General features: G+C 47.0%; 18 protein-coding genes. 12 read left to right on the top strand and 6 right to left on the bottom strand.

From position 1 onward, the window contains the following. Positions 1–134: 134 nt before the first annotated feature. Both AT705_RS20390 and AT705_RS20385 read right to left on the bottom strand, forming a co-directional pair. Positions 135–470 (bottom strand): hypothetical protein, encoded by a 336-nt coding sequence (locus AT705_RS20390; RefSeq protein WP_058798211.1) that lies wholly within the window; start codon positions 468–470, stop codon positions 135–137. A 103-nt stretch (positions 471–573) separates the two neighbouring features. Beyond that, the gene (locus tag AT705_RS20385) at positions 574–1,794 is read right to left on the bottom strand and encodes an ABC1 kinase family protein (protein WP_237113878.1); all 1,221 of its coding nucleotides are present in this window, start codon (positions 1,792–1,794) and stop codon (positions 574–576) included. A 684-nt stretch (positions 1,795–2,478) separates the two neighbouring features. Between AT705_RS20385 and AT705_RS20380 the strand changes: the two genes are divergently transcribed. The 5 genes from AT705_RS20380 to opgC all read left to right on the top strand — a co-directional run bounded on the left by AT705_RS20380 (position 2,479) and on the right by opgC (position 8,960). Further along, positions 2,479–3,393, top strand: coding sequence for an IS5 family transposase (locus AT705_RS20380; RefSeq protein ID WP_058795072.1), 915 nt, complete (start codon positions 2,479–2,481; stop codon positions 3,391–3,393). 243 nt (positions 3,394–3,636) lie between these two features. After that, positions 3,637–5,052, top strand: coding sequence for a coniferyl aldehyde dehydrogenase (locus AT705_RS20375; protein ID WP_082669095.1), 1,416 nt, complete (start codon positions 3,637–3,639; stop codon positions 5,050–5,052). A 130-nt stretch (positions 5,053–5,182) separates the two neighbouring features. Beyond that, positions 5,183–5,881 (top strand): hypothetical protein, encoded by a 699-nt coding sequence (locus AT705_RS20370; RefSeq protein WP_058798210.1) that lies wholly within the window; start codon positions 5,183–5,185, stop codon positions 5,879–5,881. 59 nt (positions 5,882–5,940) lie between these two features. Next, positions 5,941–7,191 carry a M12 family metallo-peptidase gene (locus AT705_RS25785; RefSeq protein ID WP_237113867.1) on the top strand — a complete coding sequence of 417 codons (1,251 nt, stop codon included), beginning with the start codon at positions 5,941–5,943 and terminating at the stop codon, positions 7,189–7,191. A 662-nt stretch (positions 7,192–7,853) separates the two neighbouring features. Further along, positions 7,854–8,960, top strand: a complete 1,107-nt coding sequence (opgC, locus tag AT705_RS20360) for an OpgC domain-containing protein (protein ID WP_058798208.1) — start codon at positions 7,854–7,856, stop codon at positions 8,958–8,960. Positions 8,961–9,071: 111 nt separating this feature from the next. Here the strand turns inward: opgC and AT705_RS20355 are convergent, their stop codons facing one another. Then, a complete protein-coding gene (locus tag AT705_RS20355) occupies positions 9,072–9,365 on the bottom strand; it encodes a helix-turn-helix transcriptional regulator (protein WP_058798207.1) in 294 nt (97 codons plus the stop codon). Positions 9,366–9,674: 309 nt separating this feature from the next. Between AT705_RS20355 and AT705_RS20350 the strand changes: the two genes are divergently transcribed. The 3 genes from AT705_RS20350 to AT705_RS20340 are packed head-to-tail and all read left to right on the top strand — an operon-like array spanning position 9,675 to position 11,278. Further along, a complete protein-coding gene (locus AT705_RS20350; RefSeq protein WP_335339077.1) occupies positions 9,675–9,974 on the top strand; it encodes a helix-turn-helix domain-containing protein in 300 nt (99 codons plus the stop codon). Beyond that, on the top strand, positions 9,971–10,675 hold the full coding sequence (locus tag AT705_RS25385) for a hypothetical protein (protein ID WP_157576936.1): 705 nt from the start codon (positions 9,971–9,973) through the stop codon (positions 10,673–10,675). Before AT705_RS20350 ends, AT705_RS25385 begins: the two co-directional genes overlap by 4 nt. A 3-nt stretch (positions 10,676–10,678) precedes the next feature. After that, positions 10,679–11,278 (top strand): hypothetical protein, encoded by a 600-nt coding sequence (locus tag AT705_RS20340; RefSeq protein WP_058798205.1) that lies wholly within the window; start codon positions 10,679–10,681, stop codon positions 11,276–11,278. Positions 11,279–11,350: 72 nt separating this feature from the next. Here the strand turns inward: AT705_RS20340 and AT705_RS20335 are convergent, their stop codons facing one another. Next, positions 11,351–12,286: a LysR family transcriptional regulator gene (locus AT705_RS20335; protein ID WP_058798204.1), complete on the bottom strand. Its 936-nt coding sequence runs from the start codon at positions 12,284–12,286 to the stop codon at positions 11,351–11,353. Positions 12,287–12,438: 152 nt separating this feature from the next. On the opposite strand from AT705_RS20335, the gene hutH reads away from it, so the two are divergent. The 3 genes from hutH (at position 12,439) to AT705_RS25380 (ending at position 16,534) form a co-directional block, all read left to right on the top strand. Beyond that, the gene (hutH, locus tag AT705_RS20330) at positions 12,439–13,932 is read left to right on the top strand and encodes a histidine ammonia-lyase (RefSeq protein WP_058798203.1); all 1,494 of its coding nucleotides are present in this window, start codon (positions 12,439–12,441) and stop codon (positions 13,930–13,932) included. A gap of 13 nt (positions 13,933–13,945) precedes the next feature. Beyond that, positions 13,946–15,958 carry a urocanate hydratase gene (locus AT705_RS20325; RefSeq protein WP_058798202.1) on the top strand — a complete coding sequence of 671 codons (2,013 nt, stop codon included), beginning with the start codon at positions 13,946–13,948 and terminating at the stop codon, positions 15,956–15,958. Positions 15,959–16,387: 429 nt separating this feature from the next. Then, the gene (locus tag AT705_RS25380) at positions 16,388–16,534 is read left to right on the top strand and encodes a hypothetical protein (protein WP_157576934.1); all 147 of its coding nucleotides are present in this window, start codon (positions 16,388–16,390) and stop codon (positions 16,532–16,534) included. A 137-nt stretch (positions 16,535–16,671) separates the two neighbouring features. Here AT705_RS25380 and AT705_RS20315 read toward each other — a convergent pair whose 3' ends face one another. Then, entirely contained in the window at positions 16,672–17,886 is a 1,215-nt protein-coding gene (locus AT705_RS20315) for an alkaline phosphatase family protein (RefSeq protein WP_058798200.1), read from the bottom strand. A 155-nt stretch (positions 17,887–18,041) separates the two neighbouring features. After that, positions 18,042–19,082, bottom strand: coding sequence for a S66 family peptidase (locus tag AT705_RS20310; RefSeq protein ID WP_058798199.1), 1,041 nt, complete (start codon positions 19,080–19,082; stop codon positions 18,042–18,044). 169 nt (positions 19,083–19,251) lie between these two features. Between AT705_RS20310 and AT705_RS20305 the strand changes: the two genes are divergently transcribed. Further along, positions 19,252–21,438, top strand: coding sequence for a carbohydrate binding family 9 domain-containing protein (locus AT705_RS20305; protein ID WP_058798905.1), 2,187 nt, complete (start codon positions 19,252–19,254; stop codon positions 21,436–21,438). The last annotated feature ends 30 nt before the right edge of the window (positions 21,439–21,468 follow it).

Raw genomic sequence — 21,468 nt, 5'->3', positions numbered from 1 at the left:
CGAGAGTTCAGCATGTTCTACAAACTGTGAAGGGGATGTGAAAGAGAAGAAGACACCAAGCCAGAATTGATTTTTAAGACATTATTAGTAAAAGCCACCCACTAATTTACAGTGAACGGCTTAGCGTTGGTGCGCTAGAAACGCGATTCCTGAAGTGACATCAGGCTCACTTCACAGGTATCTGAAGCCGATGTTAAACGTACTTTTTTACCAGACATGTAAGCAGCTAAAGCCAGGCTCAAAAAGTGATCCATTTTATCCGCGCTGTGCTTGCTGTACGTTATTGTTGCGGTTTTGTTACAACCAGCCATCTCGTACTGTACATCGTTGCCAAAATACAATCGAATCTCTTTACTGCTGGCAAAGTCATATACCTTAACGCCTTGTAATGTACCAAGCCCAATATCAGTGACCGCAGAAGAAGCAAATGAGGCAACCAGCAGGGTCGCTCCCAACATCCGTTTGATCATAATCATTCTCTTTGTTGTTAAAGTGTAAACTATAAAATATCTACAGAATGGACTCAATTGTTTCTTTATTACAAACAACCCTTAAACAATACACCGGGGTATGTTAGCGACTCAACACACTCAGCAAAGGCCGAAGATCAACTCTCGCCTTCAACCTGGCAGCTATCAGATACAATCCCGCAAGCTTGCGATGAATAAACAAAGCATCTACTGGCGGCGTATGCCACTGCCTGGACTGCATACTCAATTGTCTGCCCTGTTCACTTATCTGCTTTGCCAATCCACTGGCTGCAAAGTCGAACGGAGCTTCGGCTCGCAATGGTGAAATTGCCAGCTCAAACAAAGACAATACGGCTTGCTGGTAGGCCGGATCTATGTCCTGAGAAAAATACCCGATCTCACAGGCTGCTTGCTTTAAAGCCTGAAGGTTGCCTTCAGCACCAGCCAGAAGCAAAGCTTTGTAACTCTGACTTAATGCCGGTGAAATGACTCTGGTTGCACCAAAATCGAGCAAAATAATCTGCCCAGTGTCTGGGTTGTACTGGTAATTTGCCAGGTTCGGATCGGTCTGGATCATACCCAACTCAAACATCTCAGTGAAAAACAGCTCAATTAAACGAAATGCCAGCTCATCACGGGTGTTCTGAGGCAGGGATACCATGTCTTCAAGGGGTTTACCCTCAACAAACTCCATGGTCAGTAAATGCTGAGTACTCAGAGCTGGATAGCTGTGTGGTACCTTAAAGTGAGGATTACCTGCCAGCGCCTTTGCAAACGCCGCGAGTGAATTGGCTTCTTGCAGGTAGTCAGTCTCAGCCAGCAGCTGTACTTTGGCTTCTTCAACTAAAGGCGTTATGTTTAGGGTTTTTGGCAACAAACCAGACAGTTTAATCAGGCTCACAACATTATCAACATCGCTATGAATGCTGTCGGCAACACCGGGATATTGCACTTTAATGGCCAGTGCCTGACCCTGCTCAGAGGTCGCCTTATGTACTTGTCCTATTGAAGCTCGGGCGAAACTATTCAAATCAAGATGACTGAATTTGTCCAGCCAACCTGAGCCGAGCTCCTTTTCAAACGTCGCAACCAACTGTTTATGTGGCATAGGCGCAGCATCCGCTCTGAGCCGTTCCAGCAAAGCAGCTAACTCAGCAGGTAACAGTTCCCCGGCATCCATTGACAGCAGCTGCCCAAGCTTCATAGCCGCACCACGCAAATGGGAGAGTTTATCAGCAACGGCCTGTATGTTGCCCGGCTGGAGTAACAATTCTGATCGGCTAGCTTTTTGGCCACTCAAAGCCTGCCTAGCACCAGCAATCATGACATTGGATGCCACTTTCCCTGCCAGCCCGCCAAAGTGAGCCAACCTGCTCAGACGACTGGACGGAACTCGACGCGATTTGTTGTTCAACACGCTACCCCTGTATTTGGATTTATCCTTACAATACGCACAGTTTACCCATTTCGTTCAGGATAGCAGGCAAAATCGGCCTATTTGTTGATATTCCTATCGCGCTTCGATGGGTGATGAGATATCACAGAGCGTCCCTTCAGGGGCTAAAAGTAACAATCGCATTTGTCCATACTCTGTCGCCTCGGGAGCTTGAACTACCTCATAGCCAAGCTCTTTTGCTCTATCATAGATGGGGTTAACCATGTCGACGACAAAAGTCAGATACATGCCAGGCGAGCTTTGTCGTGCCTGCTCGGGCACGATGGGGTAAGACTTTAAAATAATCCCGAGCTCAAGGCCCGATTCCTGTGAAACCAGATGAATAAACTAGTCACTATCATACCTGACATCAAACGCGAACAACGATGTGTAAAAATCACGGGATTCGGTCATGTTGGTTGTACAGACGTTAGTATATCGTCATTTTCCCTCACTCAGCGCATGGTTTACAGATGGGCCTGTCACACATACACTTGGGCGTTGTTTCCTAAATCATTGAACTAATTTAGCCTTATGTGATCAGATCTCGAAAGCAAACACAGAGGCTGAACTTTGAAAGAAAAGCGTATCACCAACTGGCGCGAATACAACAAAGCCCTTATCGCCAGAGGTAACATCCAACTTTGGTTTTCCGAGGACGCGATTGAACAGTGGAACAACACGCAACATCACGGCGGTAAAGGCCGGGCTAATCATTTCTCTGAACTGGCAATTGAGACCTGCCTGACTTTGCGGGCTGTATTTCGCTTGTCTCTTCGAGCTGCACAGGGTTTTGTTTCGTCACTAATATCAATGATGAAGCTTGATTTGGATACGCCAACTTATAGTTGTTTGTGCAAGCGTAGTGCAGAGCTGGCAGTTCGCTATAGGCCACACTCCAGTGCATCCGGAGGCATTGATATTGTGGTTGATAGCACTGGTTTGAAGGTGTACGGAAATGGTGAGTGGCATGCAAGAAAACATGGTGCAAACAAGCGCCGAACATGGCGAAAGCTACACCTGGCAGTTGATCCAGATACACACCAAATCGTAGGCGCTGAGTTGTCCACAGTGTCTGTAGCTGATTCAGAAGTTTTGGGTGACCTACTCAGACCATTGCGCAGGAAGATCAGCTCAGTTAAAGCAGATGGTGCCTATGATACCAGAGGCTGTTATGCCGAAGTAGCAGCTAAAAAGGCCGAAGCAGTGATCCCACCAAGGAGTAACGCACAGTTGTGGGAGGATGGACATGCTCGCAACAGCGCGGTCATTTTAACAAAGCATATAGGCAGCAGTGAGTGGAAAAAATGTGTGAACTACCATCAACGTTCACTGGCGGAAACGGCAATGTACCGATACAAACAGCTAATGGGTGACAAGCTGGTCAGTCGTGGATTCAATCAGCAACACACTGAAGCGATGATCAAAGTGAAAGTACTCAATAGAATGACTAGGCTAGGTATGCCTGAATATCAGGGAAGCAGTTGAAATCTCGGTGTTACCTAAGTTATCTGGATTTGATCAACAAGGCCATACACTTGCACCAATTCGTGAACGCCGTATTAAACCTATACCCGGCGCGATCTCGCTTGTCTCTTTAGGCATACAAATACCCTAAAAAGCCGAAATGATTTTTTGTTCAATTTTAGTACTTTTATTTCCACATCTTCGTAACGGCGTTATTATCGTGTAAATCACTTTGCAAAACTCGCCAAAACAAGGCCTGCACCCATGACGAATATGAGCACAGTATCTGGACACACATTGCTGGAAATGAACTTTCAGGCAATGCAGTCTGCCTATAGCCGCGATCCGGCACCTGACTATGCGCAGCGTATAGCTGTACTCAAAAAGCTAAAACGTGCACTCATCAATCATGAACAACAGATCTATCAGGCTTTGTCAAAGGATTATGGCTATCGCAGTGAGTTCGATACGTTTTTTGCCGACCTAATGCCAACCATAGCAACCATTAAATATGCCATTAAACATCTGAAAAAATGGATGCAGCCTTCAAAACGTCATGCCGGACTCATGCTCGCTCCCTCCAAAGTGAAAGTGCACTATCAACCACTAGGTGTGGTGGGTGTTGTCACCCCCTGGAACTTTCCTCTTTACCTTGCGCTGGGCCCGACAGTTCAGGCATTGGCCGCGGGAAATCGTGTGATGATCAAAATGAGTGAGTATACGCCTGCCGCAAATCAGGTACTGCGCACCATACTGGAGGACATCAGCGATCATGTTCACCTGGTAGAAGGGGATGCAGACATTGGTGCGGCTTTCACCGCCCTGCCATTCGACCATCTGATCTTTACCGGTTCAACCGCAGTGGGCAAGCTGGTCGCAAAAGTGGCCGCAGACAACCTGACCCCAATAACACTCGAGCTGGGGGGAAAATCGCCTACCATCATTGACCAGGACATAGATATGAAGGTTGCCGTGGATGCGGTGATTATGGGCAAGTCTATCAATTCCGGGCAGATCTGCGTGGCCCCGGATTACATTTTTGTGCCCGCCGCGCGCCTTGATTCGTTCATCGATACTTTTATTGCCCGCTATAGGGAATATCATCTGCAGAGCAACAACAGCAATCAACAAAGCCATATCATTACCGAGCGTCAGCATACCCGCCTGTTGCAACTGCTGGACGATGCTAAAGCCAAAGGCGCGACTGTACATACCGTCAAAGCAGCTGAGCCCGGAGATGGCAAACGCTTTTACCCGCACCTGCTGACCAACCTTACTGAGGATATGGCAGTCTTAAAAGAAGAGATATTTGGTTCCTTGCTGCCTGTGATGACCTACGACACAGTGGATGAGGTCATAGCCTACATCACGGCCCGGCCGCGTCCACTGGCGCTCTATATTATGTCAAATAATTCAGCACTGATTGAACGCCTGATCAGCCATACCCACAGCGGTGGAATTAGTATTAATGATACCACCATGCATGTAGTTGCCGACGACGCGCCCTTTGGTGGTGTGGGCCATTCAGGGATGGGCCATTACCATGGTTACGAAGGATTTTTAACCTTTTCCAAGGCTAAAACGGTTCTGTATTCTAGCAGCTGGCTACCTAAAAATCGCTTTGTACTCAAGCACCGGGATTGGGTGTTAAAAGTGCTCCGTAAGTATGTTTTGAGATAGCAGGGCATCCATTTATATACGTTAAATCAAAGGCCGTTCCAAAAATCGGTCTACAGTGTTACCATTAAGATCCCGATAATTACGCCTTACTAAAATTAGCATTTACTTACCAGAGTTGGACAAAAGGATTGTGAAAAAAACTGTTTTATCTGCTTTTGCAGTATTGGTGCTCGCCATGGTTGCACTGTCAAAGTATGCTACCAATAAGCCTGCTGTTGATGAGTCTGCTGTTATTGGGCAAGCGGCTTTGCAAGCCGACAAAATGTCATCAAACCAATTACATAATAACGAGTCAGCTTCTTTGCCAGTTGCCTCTGACAAAGATGTCAGTGAACAGAGCGCTGCGTCATCTAATCATGTGCCAGAAACAGCGCACAGCGATGCAGCTAATGATGAATTTGACAGCGCATCAGCTCCCTCTTTGCAAATCAATACCGTTGCTTCAAATGCGATTACCCCGCTGCCTAATATCGATCCAGCCTTCAGTGCGCATGCGTTAAGATACTCTGGGGATTTAATGCCGTTAACCACTTTACAAGTGGGTGAAAAGGCAAAGCTGACTCTGTTAAACACGCAGATTGAAGCCACTCTAAAAGCGGCAAACCATGCCCGCAGTGGTAATCAACATTTATCATTTAAGCTCAACAATGGCAGTAACTTGACCAATATGATGCTTACTTACAGTAATACGGGTATCCGGGGCAAAATTACAATTGATGGCACTCGATACCATATTCAGTCAGTCGATAATCAAATACTGATGATGTCTCACAAGGAATATATAGAACTATACGGACTTGAAAACCATAAGGAAAAGATTAGAAAATGATGAAAAAAAGTATAATAAACTCAGTTATTTCAGGACTCTGCTTAGCCTCCACAAGCGTTTTGGCAAATGTAGAGGTGGGTGTCCGCTTTGTCGTAGATGACGCGCTGATCACCAGCTGGCGCTCAGAAGAAACCATTCGGGACGAACTGGAACGATGGATTCTTGAGACCAATACAATGCTCTCCGACTCAAACATTGCCATGAGGTTATACTCAGCTGAGACAGTCATGAGCGATATGGCTGCTGACTCAGATGAAAGCGTCATATTTAACAATATGAGACGTGAAATCAATGGTTTTAATAACCTTGAAAACAGAGCCGATGAGATTGGTGCCGATTATACCATTGCCGTAGTCCCGAGATTAGACAATGGCCTGACAGGTGACGACAGACAAGCTTACTGCGGAATCGCCAATACAGTCAGCACAAATATGAATGAAATTAATGCGGTGGACTTTATGGATTCTACCGTCATCGTTGACTACGACTGTAGCACAGATACATTTGCCCACGAACTTGGCCATGTTTTCGGCTTATCTCACGGTATTCAGGTTGCCGAAGCACTGGGCAGCACAAGTCATAATTCGAGTTACCATTCATACTCTAAAGGATGGGGACGAATTGTCTCCCTGGCTTCTGTTGGAGACTCTTCCGAAGACGAAGTACGTGATGATGGTGAATATGGTACCATCATGGTCGGGAACTACTTGCAATACTGGAGTCGACGCAACGCGACAACCTTTGTGGGTATTTTTTCCAACCCGGACGTAGTCGATGTTGCCTGCGGCGAAAATGGCTCCGCCAGCCCTTGTGGTAATGCGCTGCTGGGGAATGCAGCCAGAACGATAAGAGATTTTCGTACTAATTTCGCCGCTCACGCGACACCAGACGTACACACGCTGAATTACAGTGATTCAAATTTACGCGCGTGTATCTCACAGACTTACCCCTACACGCCTGGTAGTAGTTTGTACGATATCAATCGCATTACGAGTATCAGTTGTGCGGCATCTGATATTGGCTCTATTGATGGCCTCGAGGGCATCACAGGTTTACACTCAACCATCGTCAGACCAACTCCGGTAGGATGGCCAGTCGTTGAATCACCGTTTATTGATTTGAGTGATAACCGGATCGTTAACCTTGACGCCTTGTATCAGTTATCTTCCGACTCAACAATCAACTTACAGGGCAATGATGTTGCCAGCTGCCATCAGCTTGATGAACTGGAGCAAACACATACAAACCTGATACGCCCTGAGCGTTGTTTGAATATTGCAGCGCTGGTTTCAACTATAGCGATGATATAATACCAATTTCACTTAATACCTGGTCTATTTGAAGGAGCAAATAGGACGCTAACAGTGTTAAAAATTTCTCATTTAGAACAACTAAATAGCAAAATTTTCGCCTTGTTATCGACCCTATTTTCTCGCCTCAAAATAGATCACTTAATTAAGCAAATTGGTATAACGCGTAATCTGATTGGCCTGACAACTTCCAGTGTTAACTGGTGATGGGCCAAAAGTGAAATCAAAAGCTGGATGCTAGCGCAAGTTAGTATCCAGCCTGTTTCACACATTTGAGTTTTTACTCCGGCAATCTCACTGTCAACCTGCGCGTGAACCGCATTCAGGTTTGAGCACTTTTTCCTGTTACACCATCAAATTATTGGTATCGCGCCGGTCGTTCTGGGATATGTAACCACGCACAAGCCGCTCAAACCTATGGTAAACGCCAGTATATTCAAGTCAGACCGGGGCATTTGCCAAGCTATCAGGTGCCTGTACTCACCCGAATACCAGCTACACAGTGAGTCAAATTAAAGAATCTCAATTGTGCTTCCCTAGCCTATACGATAAGTTTTGTACCTAATAATAAATATATCACTGGTCAATGGTACCTAAATCTGTAAATCGGCAATATCAGCTCCCCATTTACCCATTGTGCCGTTGAGGTTTAAGGAGAGAACATGAGCCGAGATTTAAGCTATGATGGCCTCAGAGGCTGGCTGCTTATCGTTATTGCCTGCAACCACTTGTTTGGCAGTTTTGTCACGCAATTTACCCGCACGCCGCTGGGATTTGTCTCAGCGGCCGAGGGGTTTGTGTTTTTATCCGGGTTTGTTGCTTATCTGGTATATGGTCGGCTGGAAAACAATCGCACCGAGTTGCGGCGTAAAGTGTGGCGGCGTTGTCTGGTGATTTATGGATTTCATTTGAGTGCCATCCTGGTTTGCTTTTCGCTGGTCCTTTCACTTCCTTTATATATCACGCACTGGTCGGGGTTTTTCAATGCTGCTAACTGGTTTAGCAATCCATTACATAGCGCCTTGTCGGCCATCTTACTACTCGAGCACCCGGGCTTTCACGATATCCTGATCCTCTATTTAGTGCCTATGGTATTTCTACCTTTGGCTATTGTGGCCCTCAAACAAGGTAAACTGATGTATGTCGTGAAAGTTTCGTTTTTAGTCTGGTTGCTGGCCCAGTTTGTCACCGCAGAATTTTTAACAAGCCCATTTAGTCTGGTGTTTAATGACATCAAGTTAAACGTAAGTCACTTTGACCCATTCGCCTGGCAGATATACTTTTTTATGGGGGTTGTGCTGAGTTATCTGAAGTTTGATAAAAGCCATACCTTTACATTTACACCTGCGGTACGGGTGTTGCTATTGAGCGGTATAGGCTTCTTTTTACTGCTCAAGCATGGCTATCCACAATTAATGCGGCCCTATTATGCTGGCCACGGCAGCGCCTCTTTGCTCTATCAGTTTAACCTGCTATTGAGCGTGTATCTGGTAATGCATTTGATGCGTCGTTTTCGGTGGTTCTTTACGCTCAGATATCCGGTATTTATCGGCCAGCATGCCCTGCCCGTTTTTTCCTTTCACTGCGTAGTGATTTACTTTCTGCTGCCGTGGAGCCATGAATACACCACTGCACATTGGTACTGGGATCTGTTGATATGTGCCTGCTTTGTGGCGTTGCTCGCACTTCCGGCTAAGCTTGATCAGCTTTGGCGAGCACACACTAAAAACACAAGGCCAGAGGCAAGGCAAAGTGCGAGAGCTGGGTAATATCGTGCTCTCTAGTTGAGCTCGCACAGCACACAACTTAGTGCACCTCATATAACGCATATAAATACAGGGCTAAGTTGACTCGTTTAAAGATGCGCTGTGGTATCGCCTCTAATCCTGAAGCCGCTCCGTCTCAGTTGTTTCAGCGGGTTTGGCTTGTGCAAACAGCATATCTGGGCAGGAAAAGTCATCGCCAAACAGTATGTATAACTCATATACCAGCTCTATGGTCATCACTGAGCGGCCCGATTCAAAATTGCTGATGGTGGATTGATCAACATTCAGCTTGGCAGCCAGCTGCGCCTGAGAGAGCTTATTTTTATACCTTAATTGCCGCAGGTTGCGTTGCAATCGCCTCATCAGTTTATCAATCCGCTGTTTCCTGGCAAACGCATCATTTTTCATCGCCTAATCCTTTTACACGTTTGTGTGTCAGCTTGCCCAAATGCTGACCTGATTTATTAAAAGAGTACACCTGAAAAATACCGTTTCAGGTATATCCCTGGTTTCAACTGTCAGAAAAATCGCAACTAATGTAAACGCCCTGTTGACCTTTTTAACGTTAAGAAATATCGTGTAACTCACAGTCCCGCACGGCTGTTAGTGTTGCTATTGCAACGAGATAACTTGATATCTCTAACTTGCGTCAGTTTGACATGTTCCCTTTTTGTATTAACATTGCGACTTTCTTGTTAAGATTATGTTCGTTCGAATGTGGAAAAGTCTCCGCATTACAATAAAAAAGGAAAAAAGGACGTGATTGATGGCGATGATTTAAAGGCAATGAGGAAAAACGCCGGCATATCCCAGGAGCTGATGGCCAAAAAGTTAGAGTGCGACCGTAAAACAATCAGTAACTATGAGCAGGGTGTCAGTGACATAAAATCCAGGCAGCTTTTTCGCTGGCTGATGCTATGCAAAATAGATACGCGATCTTTACTCAATGAAATCAGACAAATTAGTGGCAGTTTAAACCGCCATGATGCGTCAAAGTTACAGGATGACGAAAAATGAAAAAGATACGCCCACTCACACTTCTAACTAAATTGGCTTCTCTGGTAAAACTTACTGACCGTAAAATGAGTCGAGACCTGAGTAATGATAAGAGTTTACTTGGTGGGCAAAAGAAGTTTGTGGCGGGTTGCGGACTCTACCGGTCTGATAAACCAAGTGCTAAAGGGCCTTATAAGCCGGTCAGGCCTGGAGCTTGTGAGGTTAATGCCGTGCAAGTTCTTTCTGAAGATTTAAGTATGGGAGTAATGGGTGGAACTACAGCGAAGAAACCACCTCGCTCTATGACAGCAGGTATATATCAGGTGTCTTCGCTTAAAACAGAAAATATACATGAGCTTTCTAAGCGCACATGCAGCTCAATATCTGGCAGTACAGGATATAAGCCACCCAGAGAAAAAATTGCTAGTTTTTCATCTAATAACTCCAAGCCTGACCATTCAAAAATAAGCCTAAATTCAAACAGAATAGAGACTGATATTTGCACTTATATATCCGGAGGCACTACAGGCTACAAACCACCAAGAGTAGCGAGAGAGTTATCTGCCCCAACCTTTCCTAAAAACTCTACTGCTAGCCAAGAGCTGACTCTAAAAATGTGTAATTGTATATATGGTGGAAGCGGAGCATACAAACCTCCTAGAGTTGCTCGAATACACATCGACTCAGATCCCATTATTCCGGTAGAAAGTTCTCAAGGATAGTAAATGAAACTCTCAAACCTAATTTTAATTAGCATAGCTGCAATGGCAATTTTCTATATTCAATTGTGGAATCCCACAATTGTAACACCGCTGTACTTGATTCTTTTAGGTGCAGGAATTGTATATGGTCACTATAAAAAAGATATAAATATGACTCATATATCCAGTTTTATCTTTATTTTGACGGCGCTTTCACCTGTCATATTTGAAACCGGACTAATTGACTACATGACACCTGCAGAAAACAAACTATTACAAGGAACAATGATCTATGGGATTCAGTTATTAATTAGTTTAGCAATCGTAATAGTATTGATTTTCAGAGTGCAACTTTCCAGGAAATTATCCAATTCACCTAACATACAGCTCACTCACTTCGATGGTGTTTTCCACTGGCTCTATATGTACACTTCGTTCATTTATTTGCTTGCGCTATTAGAAAATATCGCCTGGTCTTACTTTGAAATGAAATCCTGGACCTTTATCTATGATAATTTTGAGGGACTAATTTATATAGCCTGGGCACTATGTTGTGGCGCACTGCTGACCATGATGATCCTGTCCGCAAGAGAGGGTGGTACTCAGGCATCCCGCGCATCTTAAACCAGATTTAGACATTCAACCACCAAATGCCAGTCAACAAAACTGACTGGCATTATTTTTTGTGCAAGCATGCTAATTTGCATGCACCCGCTTTATCTCTTCAATTAAAGCCTCGGCTAAGGGCGATGCCGTATTGCTTTTTGACGTGATCAGCATCACTGGGATCTGATAGGCGTATTTTTCTGGCTGTATGGCTCTGAATATACCTTTATCAACCCAGTAGCTGGCGTAGTGCTCGGGCAGGTAACCGATAAACTCGCCGGAGAGAATTAAATGGGCAATGCCTTCGTCATGATAGGCAATGGCGCTGTTTTGATAGTTGAGGCCATCATTACGCACCTCTTTATCGCGCAGGTAGTTACTGGTGATCACTTCAGCTTCGGCAAGTAATGCCTCTAATTTTTCACTGTCGCTTTTGGCCACATTACCTTCCACCAAATCACTTTCTATCAAATCAAACAAGGGATGCCCCTGCGCACAGTATAAATAGTTGTACTCATTATGCAGCGGGTAATAATCCAGGCCACGCAGCTGATGGCGGCTCACACCCAGCCCCACCAGAGAGCGCCCGTTCACCACAGAAGTTTCAACTTCACGGGCTTCACATACATGGATATCAAACTGGATATTACCCCCACGCGCCTTGAGTGCCGAAATGGCCCGTGCCACGCCGCAACGGGGATCGCTGACCATAGTATCTATGGTGGCAATGGTTACCCGTCCTGAAAGCTCGTTTTTAGAACTGGCCACTGTGCTGGCAAACGCTTCGCATTGCTGTAACAGCTCTAAAGATGCCTGATAGGTCACCCTGCCCGGCTCGGTCAACTCAAAACCACTGCGCCCGCGTTTGCATAGTTTCAGACCCAGACGAACTTCCAGGTCCGATAGATGCGAACTAATGGTTGAACGGCCTATATTCAGGCGCGACTCAGCGGCCGACAGGCCACCACACTCCACAATGGCGACAAAGATCCGCAGCAGCCTTAAATCAACGTCTTGTACCTGCATTAAATACTCACCTCATTGAGTTCGATACTTTTAGTTCGATAATACCGGAATGAATTACGATAATTATGCATTTATAAAACTACCACAGCAAGTTAGGATTGCGGGATAAAAACAACATCTGCATGTAACAAGATGATATTTAGGAGAATAAAATGACGTTTAGATATGGTATCGATCGTCTGGACCTGGACACAGTCAACGGCATTGCCGATGGCAGCATTAAAGCCGAGCTGTGTCAGGAAGCGCTGGATAAAATCAACACCAGCCGTAGCAATGTTGACGTGATGGCCGCATCCGACGAGGCTGTGTACGGTATTAACACAGGCTTTGGCCCGCTGTGCGACACGCAAATCTCACCAGAAGAAACCAATCTGCTGCAAAAAAACCTGCTTATCACCCATGCCGTTGGGGTTGGCGAACCAATTGCTAAGCCGATCTCTAAACTCATGCTGATCACCAAAGTCCATGCACTGAGCCAGGGTTTCTCAGGTATCCGCCTGGAAACCGTCGAGCGGATGCTAAAGTTCATTGAGCTGGACCTAATCCCAGTCGTACCAGAGCAAGGCTCCGTAGGCGCATCAGGCGACCTTGCGCCTCTGTCTCACTTATTCCTGCCTTTACTGGGCGAAGGTGAATTCTGGCAGAGAGACAAAATCGTACCCGCAGCCGAAGCGCTGAAAGAACACGGCCTTGAACCAATGGAGCTGCATGCAAAAGAAGGTCTGGCCCTGATCAATGGTACTCAGTTTATTCTGTCACATGCCATCACAGCGCTTACGAAAATGCGCTATTTGCTGGACCTGGCAGATCTGGCCGGTGCAATGAGTATTGAAGGCATGCAGGGCAGTCAGTCGCCATTCCGTGAAGAGCTGCACCAGATCCGAGCTTTCGCTGGTAACCTGGAAGTGGCCAAGCGCATGCGCCGCTTCTTTAAGGATTCTCAGAATATGGCGGACCACGAAGAATGTGACCGCGTACAGGACCCGTACTCACTACGCTGTATTCCACAAGTACATGGTGCATCTCGTAACGCCTACAACCACCTGAAAGAGCTGGCTGAAATTGAAATGAACTCAGTCACTGACAACCCCATTGTGATCAGCAGCGAAGAAGCTATCTCAGGTGGTAGTTTCCACGGTCAGCCTCTGGCCATGGTACTGGATTACGCGTCAATCGCCGCTGCGGAACTGGGCAATATTTCAGATCGTCGTTGTTATTTGCTACTTGAAGGTTTGCATGGCCTGCCACGCTTATTAACGACCTCTGGCGGCCTCAACTCGGGCATGATGATCCCGCAGTACACCACCGCAGCCCTGGTTACCGAGAACAAATCACTGTGTTTCCCACCATCGGCAGACAGTGTACCAACCTCTATGGGCCAGGAAGACCACGTATCTATGGGTAGTATTTCAGGTCGTAAACTGAACCAGATCCTGGGTAACCTGGATAAAATCTTTGCCATTGAGCTGATGTATGCAGCCCAGGCCATTGAGTTCAGACGACCTAATACCTGCTCAGACCTGATCGAAGAAAACTTTGCGCTGATCCGCAGCAAAGTCGCCAAACTTGAAGAAGACAGACTGCTTAAGCCAGACATTGATCACATGGTAACATTGGTTAAGTCACAAGCATTTACGGTTAACTAAGGGGAAAATAACAATGACCACCACACTGAGTTTTCAGGACCAAATCAAGCAAGGGATCCCCAGCGAGTTGCCTGCGCCTAAGCCTTACCCGGCTGACGCCAACCGCGCCCCGAAGCGTAAAGACATTTTATCAGCCGACGAAAAACAACTGGCGCTGCGTAACGCGCTACGCTATTTCCCGAAAGAATGGCATCAGGAGCTGGCGGCTGAATTTGCCGAAGAGCTAAAAAGTTTTGGCCGTATCTACATGTACCGCTTTAAGCCTAACTATGACCTTAAAGCGCGCTCGGTCAGCGATTATCCGGCGAAGTGTCAGCAAGCCGCGGCTATCATGCTGATGATCGACAACAACCTGGACCCGGCAGTTGCTCAGCACCCGGAAGAGCTGATCACTTACGGTGGTAACGGCGCGGTATTCCAAAACTGGGCTCAATACCTGCTGGCCATGAAATACCTGAGCGAGATGGAAAGCGACCAGACACTGCACATTTACTCTGGTCACCCTATGGGCTTGTTCCCGTCAAGCGAAGACGCACCACGCGTGGTCGTTACCAATGGTATGATGATCCCGAACTATTCAAAGCCTGATGACTGGGAAAAGTTCAATGCACTGGGTGTCACTCAGTACGGCCAGATGACGGCAGGTTCATTCATGTACATTGGCCCACAGGGTATTGTTCATGGCACCACCATCACAGTAATGAACGCGTTCCGTAAAGTCCTCGAAAAAGGCGACAGCCCGAAAGGTAAGATCTTCCTGACAGCTGGTCTGGGCGGCATGAGTGGCGCCCAACCAAAAGCGGGTAACATTGCGAACTGTATTACCGTTTGCGCCGAGGTTAACCCCGCTGCTGCCACCAAACGTCACCAGCAAGGCTGGGTAGATGAACTCATCGACAACATGGATGAACTGGTTGCCCGTGTTAAAACAGCACAGGCGAACGAAGAAGTGGTATCAATTGCCTACATCGGCAACATTGTCGATGTCTGGGAAACCTTCTATGAGCAGGATATTTTCATTCACCTGGGATCAGACCAAACGTCGCTGCATAACCCCTGGTCAGGCGGCTACTACCCGGTCGATATCAGCTTTGAAGAGTCAAACCGACTGATCCGCGAAGAGCCTGAAGTGTTCAAAGAAAAAGTACAGGCAACGCTTAAGCGTCACGCTGATGCGGTGAACAAGCACACTGCCCGTGGTACGTATTTCTTCGATTACGGCAATGCCTTCTTGCTGGAATCATCTCGTGCCGGTGGCGACGTGATGGCCGAAAACGGCATCGACTTCAAATATCCATCATACGTGCAGGATATTCTGGGCCCGATGTGCTTTGACTACGGCTTTGGCCCATTCCGTTGGGTGTGTGCCTCAGGCAATCCGGCTGATCTGGACAAAACCGATGCCATCGCGGCAGAGGTGCTGAACAAGATCATGGCGGAATCTCCAGAAGAGATCCAGCAGCAGATGCAGGACAACATCACCTGGATCAAAGATGCCAAGCAGAACAAACTGGTTGTTGGCTCACAGGCCCGTATTCTGTACGCCGACGCACAAGGGCGTATGGAAATCGCCAAGGCCTTTAACGATGCCATCGAGCGCGGCGAGATTGGTCCGGTTGTGTTAGGTCGTGACCACCACGATGTGAGTGGCACTGATTCACCATTCCGCGAAACTTCGAACATTTATGACGGTAGCCGCTTCACAGCGGACATGGCCATTCATAATGTCATTGGCGACAGCTTCCGTGGTGCAACCTGGGTCTCTATCCACAACGGCGGTGGCGTTGGCTGGGGTGAAGTGATCAACGGTGGATTTGGTATGGTGCTGGACGGCAGCAGTGATGCTGAGCGACGCCTGAAGTCTATGCTCCTGTTCGATGTGAACAATGGTATTGCACGTCGTAGCTGGGCCCGCAACGAAGAAGCTAACTTCGCCATTAAACGCGAAATGGCTCGCACACCTAAGCTTAAAGTAACACTGCCAAATGGTGTGGACGATGAAATTTTAAATAATCTGTCGCTCTAAACGCTGATGATCAGTATGAAAAAATGGCTGCCCTTGGGTAGCCATTTTTGTATCCGTTGCACTTAACCAAGTGCAGTACATGCGTTTCAATCAACACTCAGCGCGGAGCTGGCCTGATAGCGACTTTTAACTGTCATTGTTTACGCATCTTACTGCCACATCGCGCAAACATTATGTGCAACGACATTATCCAATTATGTCATGTATTATCAGACCACCAGCCAGATTCTGGCTCTTTTTTATACAATACAGATGGTAGAAGCTGACGGTATGAACTAACATAGCTTTGTTATGATATTGATGGGGCTATACGCTATGACTCGCGCAGAAAAGCTTTTGTACCGCTTAATCCTCGCTGACCTGTTAAGCTGCCATCCAGCCCCTTTGCCCATATCGTCGCTCAGGCTTCAGGGTGTCAAAACAGACACTATGACCCTCCAAACCGTAATAGATTTGATGACTGAACAGCAGGTGATCGCTGTATCTTCTTCAGGAGAGATAAGTCTGGCGCCAAGAAGCGGCTTGAACACACTAACCGAAGGCGACTATCCCATTGATTTAGCTAACATTGATTAACTTACCCACAGATTTTGTGGTTATCTTGTTAGTAACTCAGGAATAAAGGAGCCAGGCTCCACCATCCGCGTTAAAATTCAGCACAGAGGTGACGTCAGGGCAAAAATCGCCACCGCAGACACCTCCATTTATACCCATTAATGACGTAATGCGGGGAGTAAAGACGCACCTGTGCCGTCTATGTCAGACAATAGTTCAAGACCCAGGACCTGCGCCACGACAGGATAGATATCGAGGTTTTTCACCGGACCAATCTGTGTACCCTGTTTAAAGGCAGGGCCCATGGCAACAAAGGTTGCATGCATATCCTGCGTGATGGCAAAACCATGAGTACCATAGTGTTGGTCTTTTTCATCATAAGCAAAATAACGCGGCGCCTGAGTTTCAACCACAATATCCGCAGTCGTTTCATTGATTGTTACACCGCGGCTTTTGAGTGTTTCTTCATTGATGATGTCATAACGACCACGGGCATTGCGCAGCAACTGAGCACGCATCGCATCCAGGTTTACACGGGCTTTGGGCTTTTTATATAACCAGACCTGAGTGCCACTGTTTTTAACGATAAAGTTACTCAGATCCACTCCCAAGTCTGACAATTGCAAACTCTTGTCCGGGTCCAGCTGAGCCATACCATGATCCGACACAATGATCAGGTTAACGTCCTGCTCTACCTCACGCTGAATGCGCCTTGCAAGCTGGCCAACCAACTTATCAACCTTCTGGACAGCCTGATAGGTTTGCTGTGCATCCGGGCCAAATTCATGTCCCATGGTATCCACCAGCGAGAAGTAGCCTGCAACAAAGCGCGGGCGTTTCTGCGTAGGCAACTTGAGCCATTGCACTATCTGATCAATACGCTGCTGGTAATCGCTGTGCTGTGAGTAATGGTAAAAATAGCTGGGCGTCATGCCATTAATACGAGCATCTGATTCAGGCCAGAAGTAGGTTGCAGCCTTAAGCCCCTGCATTTCAGCGAGGTTCCAAAGCGGGATCCCCTTTAGCCAGGAGCTGTCGTCCTGACCATAGCCCATTTTATAACACTGGTTACGGTTTTTATCGCAAAAATGGTTGCCGACAATGCCGTGGTTAGATGGCAACAAGCCTGTAATAATAGAAAGGTGATTGGGAAAGGTCTTGGTCGGATACACAGGCTCAAGATATTCGGCTCTGACGCCTTGTGCAGCAATCGTCGCAAGGTTCTTTGCTTTGTGTTTTTCAATGTAATCCCAGCGGAATCCATCCAGTGAAATCATCACTACACTTTGCTCTGCTCCCTGCCCTTTGGCCAAGGCCAGTGTAGACATAAGCGTAATAAAGAGGAGTAAAACCGATAACGCGTGTTTAATCATGATACCCTTTTGTTCCTGAAACAATAAATCAGCGTGGGCACAATAAAACTAAAATATGAATGAAATGAAGGACCTTTTGCCGAAAAAAGAGGGATTTTCGACCAGCAACATATTTTCGGGACGAGCCACACTCGCCCCGGACTGACACTGTCTGTTTAACGCAAATGCTGAACCAGGGTCCAATGTTCATCATCACGACTCACCTCTCCCAGTGCCCCATTGATCAGCACCATGTTAGGCGCAATATGGGAGACATCAACACCCGTAATAACAGGCACAGACAGGTCTCCCAAGGCCATTTTCACCGCAGTATTCCCATCAAATGCCTTACCAGCATTGTCCGTTACCGCATTGCGACCAATGAGGATACCCGCAGCATGATCAAATGCACCGCGTAACTTCAGGCTCTGCAAAGCCCGATAGTAGGCTGTAGGAGACTGTTCGGCGTTTTCAAAGTAAAAGATCAGTTTGTCATCAGGGTGCCTCTCGAGCAGCGCCTGAGGATCAAAATACTCTGAGCCAAACATCAACATATGTGTATCCAGGCATCCTCCGATCAGACGCCCCTGAAACGACACAGGCCCGGCATGATGCGCTTTATCATTCAGTACTTGCCAACGGCTTGGCTCAGCCAGATTAAAAACCGCCTCACTGTCTTGCGCATAGTTGCTGTAACCTAATTCATAGAAAGGCGCGCTACGCTGTGTAAATGTCCCACCCGTTGACGTTTGCAGATGCGTGAAAGTATCTGCCGTCAATGCATCGGTTTGTGCCAAAGACAACTGCATCAGGTTAGTGCAATGACAAGTTGCCCAACCCAGTTTGCTGGAAAACGCGCTGAGCACAGTACTGATATCTGAAAACCCCATCAACCATTTAGGTCGAGCCTGTTGCAGGGCCTGCCAGTCCAGCAAAGGCAAGAGATCCATCGCAATCTCTCCGCCCCAGGGTGCCATAATCGCATCCACCTGGTCGTCCAGTAAAAACCGCATCAACTCATCCACACGTCTCTCCACCGGCGCGCTCACATGTAACTTATCTTCACGTAAGCAGTGCCCTTCGAGTACCTTGAAACCACGCAGTGCCAGATCACCTAAAACAAGGTCAAGTCGGGGGTGCAAAGGTGTCGCAACACCGCTGGAAAATGCGGTAACCGCAATGGTACTTCCTGAGATAAGAGGAGCTGGATAGTGCATAAGCTGTCCTTTTTACATACTTAAAATTTAAAACCATTTAATTCATAACGTTAGGCAGGTATTTGTCACATAATTTCCTCACTTTGTCACCTTATTTCGCGCCTTTCTCACGCTTTTTGTTTTCGCCTCAACAACAATGGAGCCAGCTTTTTACGAAACGGATAAAACAATGAACAAGTTGAACGCACTAAGCTTAGCCCTTTGCTCTCTATACGCAGCTTGCGGTAACGCACAACAATCGCCCCAGACTATTAGTCCCTGGCAGCAATTTACGCAAAACGACACCACAATCCCACGCCTCAGTGTGGCACCTGATATAGACGGTGAACTGACTGCCACAGAATGGCAAAATGCGCGAGTAGTCACAGATTTTGTTGAATTCCGTCCCACGGTTGGTGGCACCCCAAGGTACCCGATCACAGCATATGTGGCTTATGATGAACACTTCTTTTACGTTGCCGCTAAAATTACGCAGCCCTTTGACACGATCACGGACAGAGTGCTTACCCAGGGGGAGCGAGTCTGGAACGAAGACTATTTTGGCCTGATCCTCGACACCAACCATGATAAATCCGATGGCTATTTGTTTCATGTTACCCCTTCGGGCGTACGAGAAGATGGCCTGGTTAATGGCACTGAATACATCGCAGAATGGAAAACACTGTGGTACGCCAAAACCCAACAGCAGGACGATGGCTGGACGGTAGAAATTGCCATTCCCATGCAGTCATTGTCTTTCGACCCAGATGCCCCAAACTGGGGGTTACAATTGCGCCATAAACTCTCCAGTCCCTACGTGCAATCATACTGGAACCTTAATAACCCCAACTCATCAGGCTGGCATGCATCACAAACCGCGCCGATTTCCGGACTGCGCGAATTAGATCAGGGCAAAGGCATTGAAGTAAAACCCGGCCTGGCATACAAAGACTCACTGGAGGAGAGCAGTTTTGAGCCTTCGCTGGATGCCACTTACCGGTTTACCCCCAGCCTGACCGGTCAGTTGACGCTCAATACCGACTTCTCCGGCACAGATGTCGACGAAATAGAAATGAACATGACCCGGTTTGGCCAGTACTACAGTGAAAAGCGCGACTTCTTTTTACAGGACAGTCAGATATTTCGTTTTGGTGGCATGGACGATGACGATTTTAACGGCATGCCATTTTATTCTCGCCGTATTGGTCAGGGCCCACAGTCGGGTGTACTGGATATTAACTGGGGCACGAAACTCACAGGCCGAATTGGCAATACCGATCTGGGCGTATTGAGCGTCAACCAGGAACGCGACGGAAACATAGCTGAAACCACTCAACTCAGTGTCGCCAGAGCCAAGCAACACATTGGCGAGCGCCATCAACTAGGTGCCATTATCACCCATGGCACTACCGATGACAGCGCCGGTCAAACACTCAGTGGGATGGATTATCGATTTGAAGATATCATATTTGGTGAGGAGCAATTGATTGCCAACGCCTTTTACCAGTCTATTGACCTGCCAAATGACCTGCCCGACAGTGACAGTAAAGCGTATGGTTTGGCGTTCAAAATGCCGAATGACCGATTTTATCTGGACGCCAAGTATCGCTATATCGGTAAGGACTTTAACCCGGCACTGGGATTTGTGAATCGCACAGACCTGAAATACTATCACCTTACCAGCCACTACCGGGTGCGCCCACAAACAGGCTGGCTGGGTAACAACCTCAACCTTTATCAGTTCAGAACCTATTATAAACGCTGGGAAAATACTGATGGCGAAAAGAAAGGCCAGCAGTTGTTTTTGCAACCTTTGATAATACAAACCAAATCTCATGACTATTTTCACATCAGCTACGACATGTACAACAAAGTGCTCAAAGACCCGTTCAAGTTTCGTGACAACATTCAGTTTGCCCAGGGTGAGTATGATTACAATCAGTGGACGGTGTTTTATGAAACAGCCAGCGATCGGCCGGTCTTTGCCAGTGGCCGAATTGTCAAAGGCGACTTTTTTGATGCGGACCTGACACGCTATAGCATGACACTGAACGCCCGGCCGAATAAACACTTATATGTGCAACTTGGTCGTCATATGTACTACTACGAACGCGCTGGCGAGAAAAGCAACATGTACAATACTCGGCTAAAAGTGAATATTGCCTTTAACAGCGAGTGGTCCTGGAACTCACTATTACAGCATAATACTCAGTCGGACAGTTTCTCACTCTTTAGCCGACTACGCTATGAACCAGCGCCAGATGAGTTGTATCAGTTGAGTATTAACAAAGGCTATGACTTAGAAGATGGCTGGCACGATAAAAAGGCCGTATTTTCTGAAACTGCCGTGAAACTGAATTACACCTATAGATGGTAGATATTGGTCGTCAAGCGCGTTGCACAACTT

The organism is Pseudoalteromonas rubra, assembly GCF_001482385.1.
Classification (GTDB): Bacteria; Pseudomonadota; Gammaproteobacteria; order Enterobacterales; family Alteromonadaceae; genus Pseudoalteromonas; species Pseudoalteromonas ardens.
Note: the sequence above shows the minus strand (reverse complement) of the source record. Positions and strands in the feature narration are given on the sequence as shown.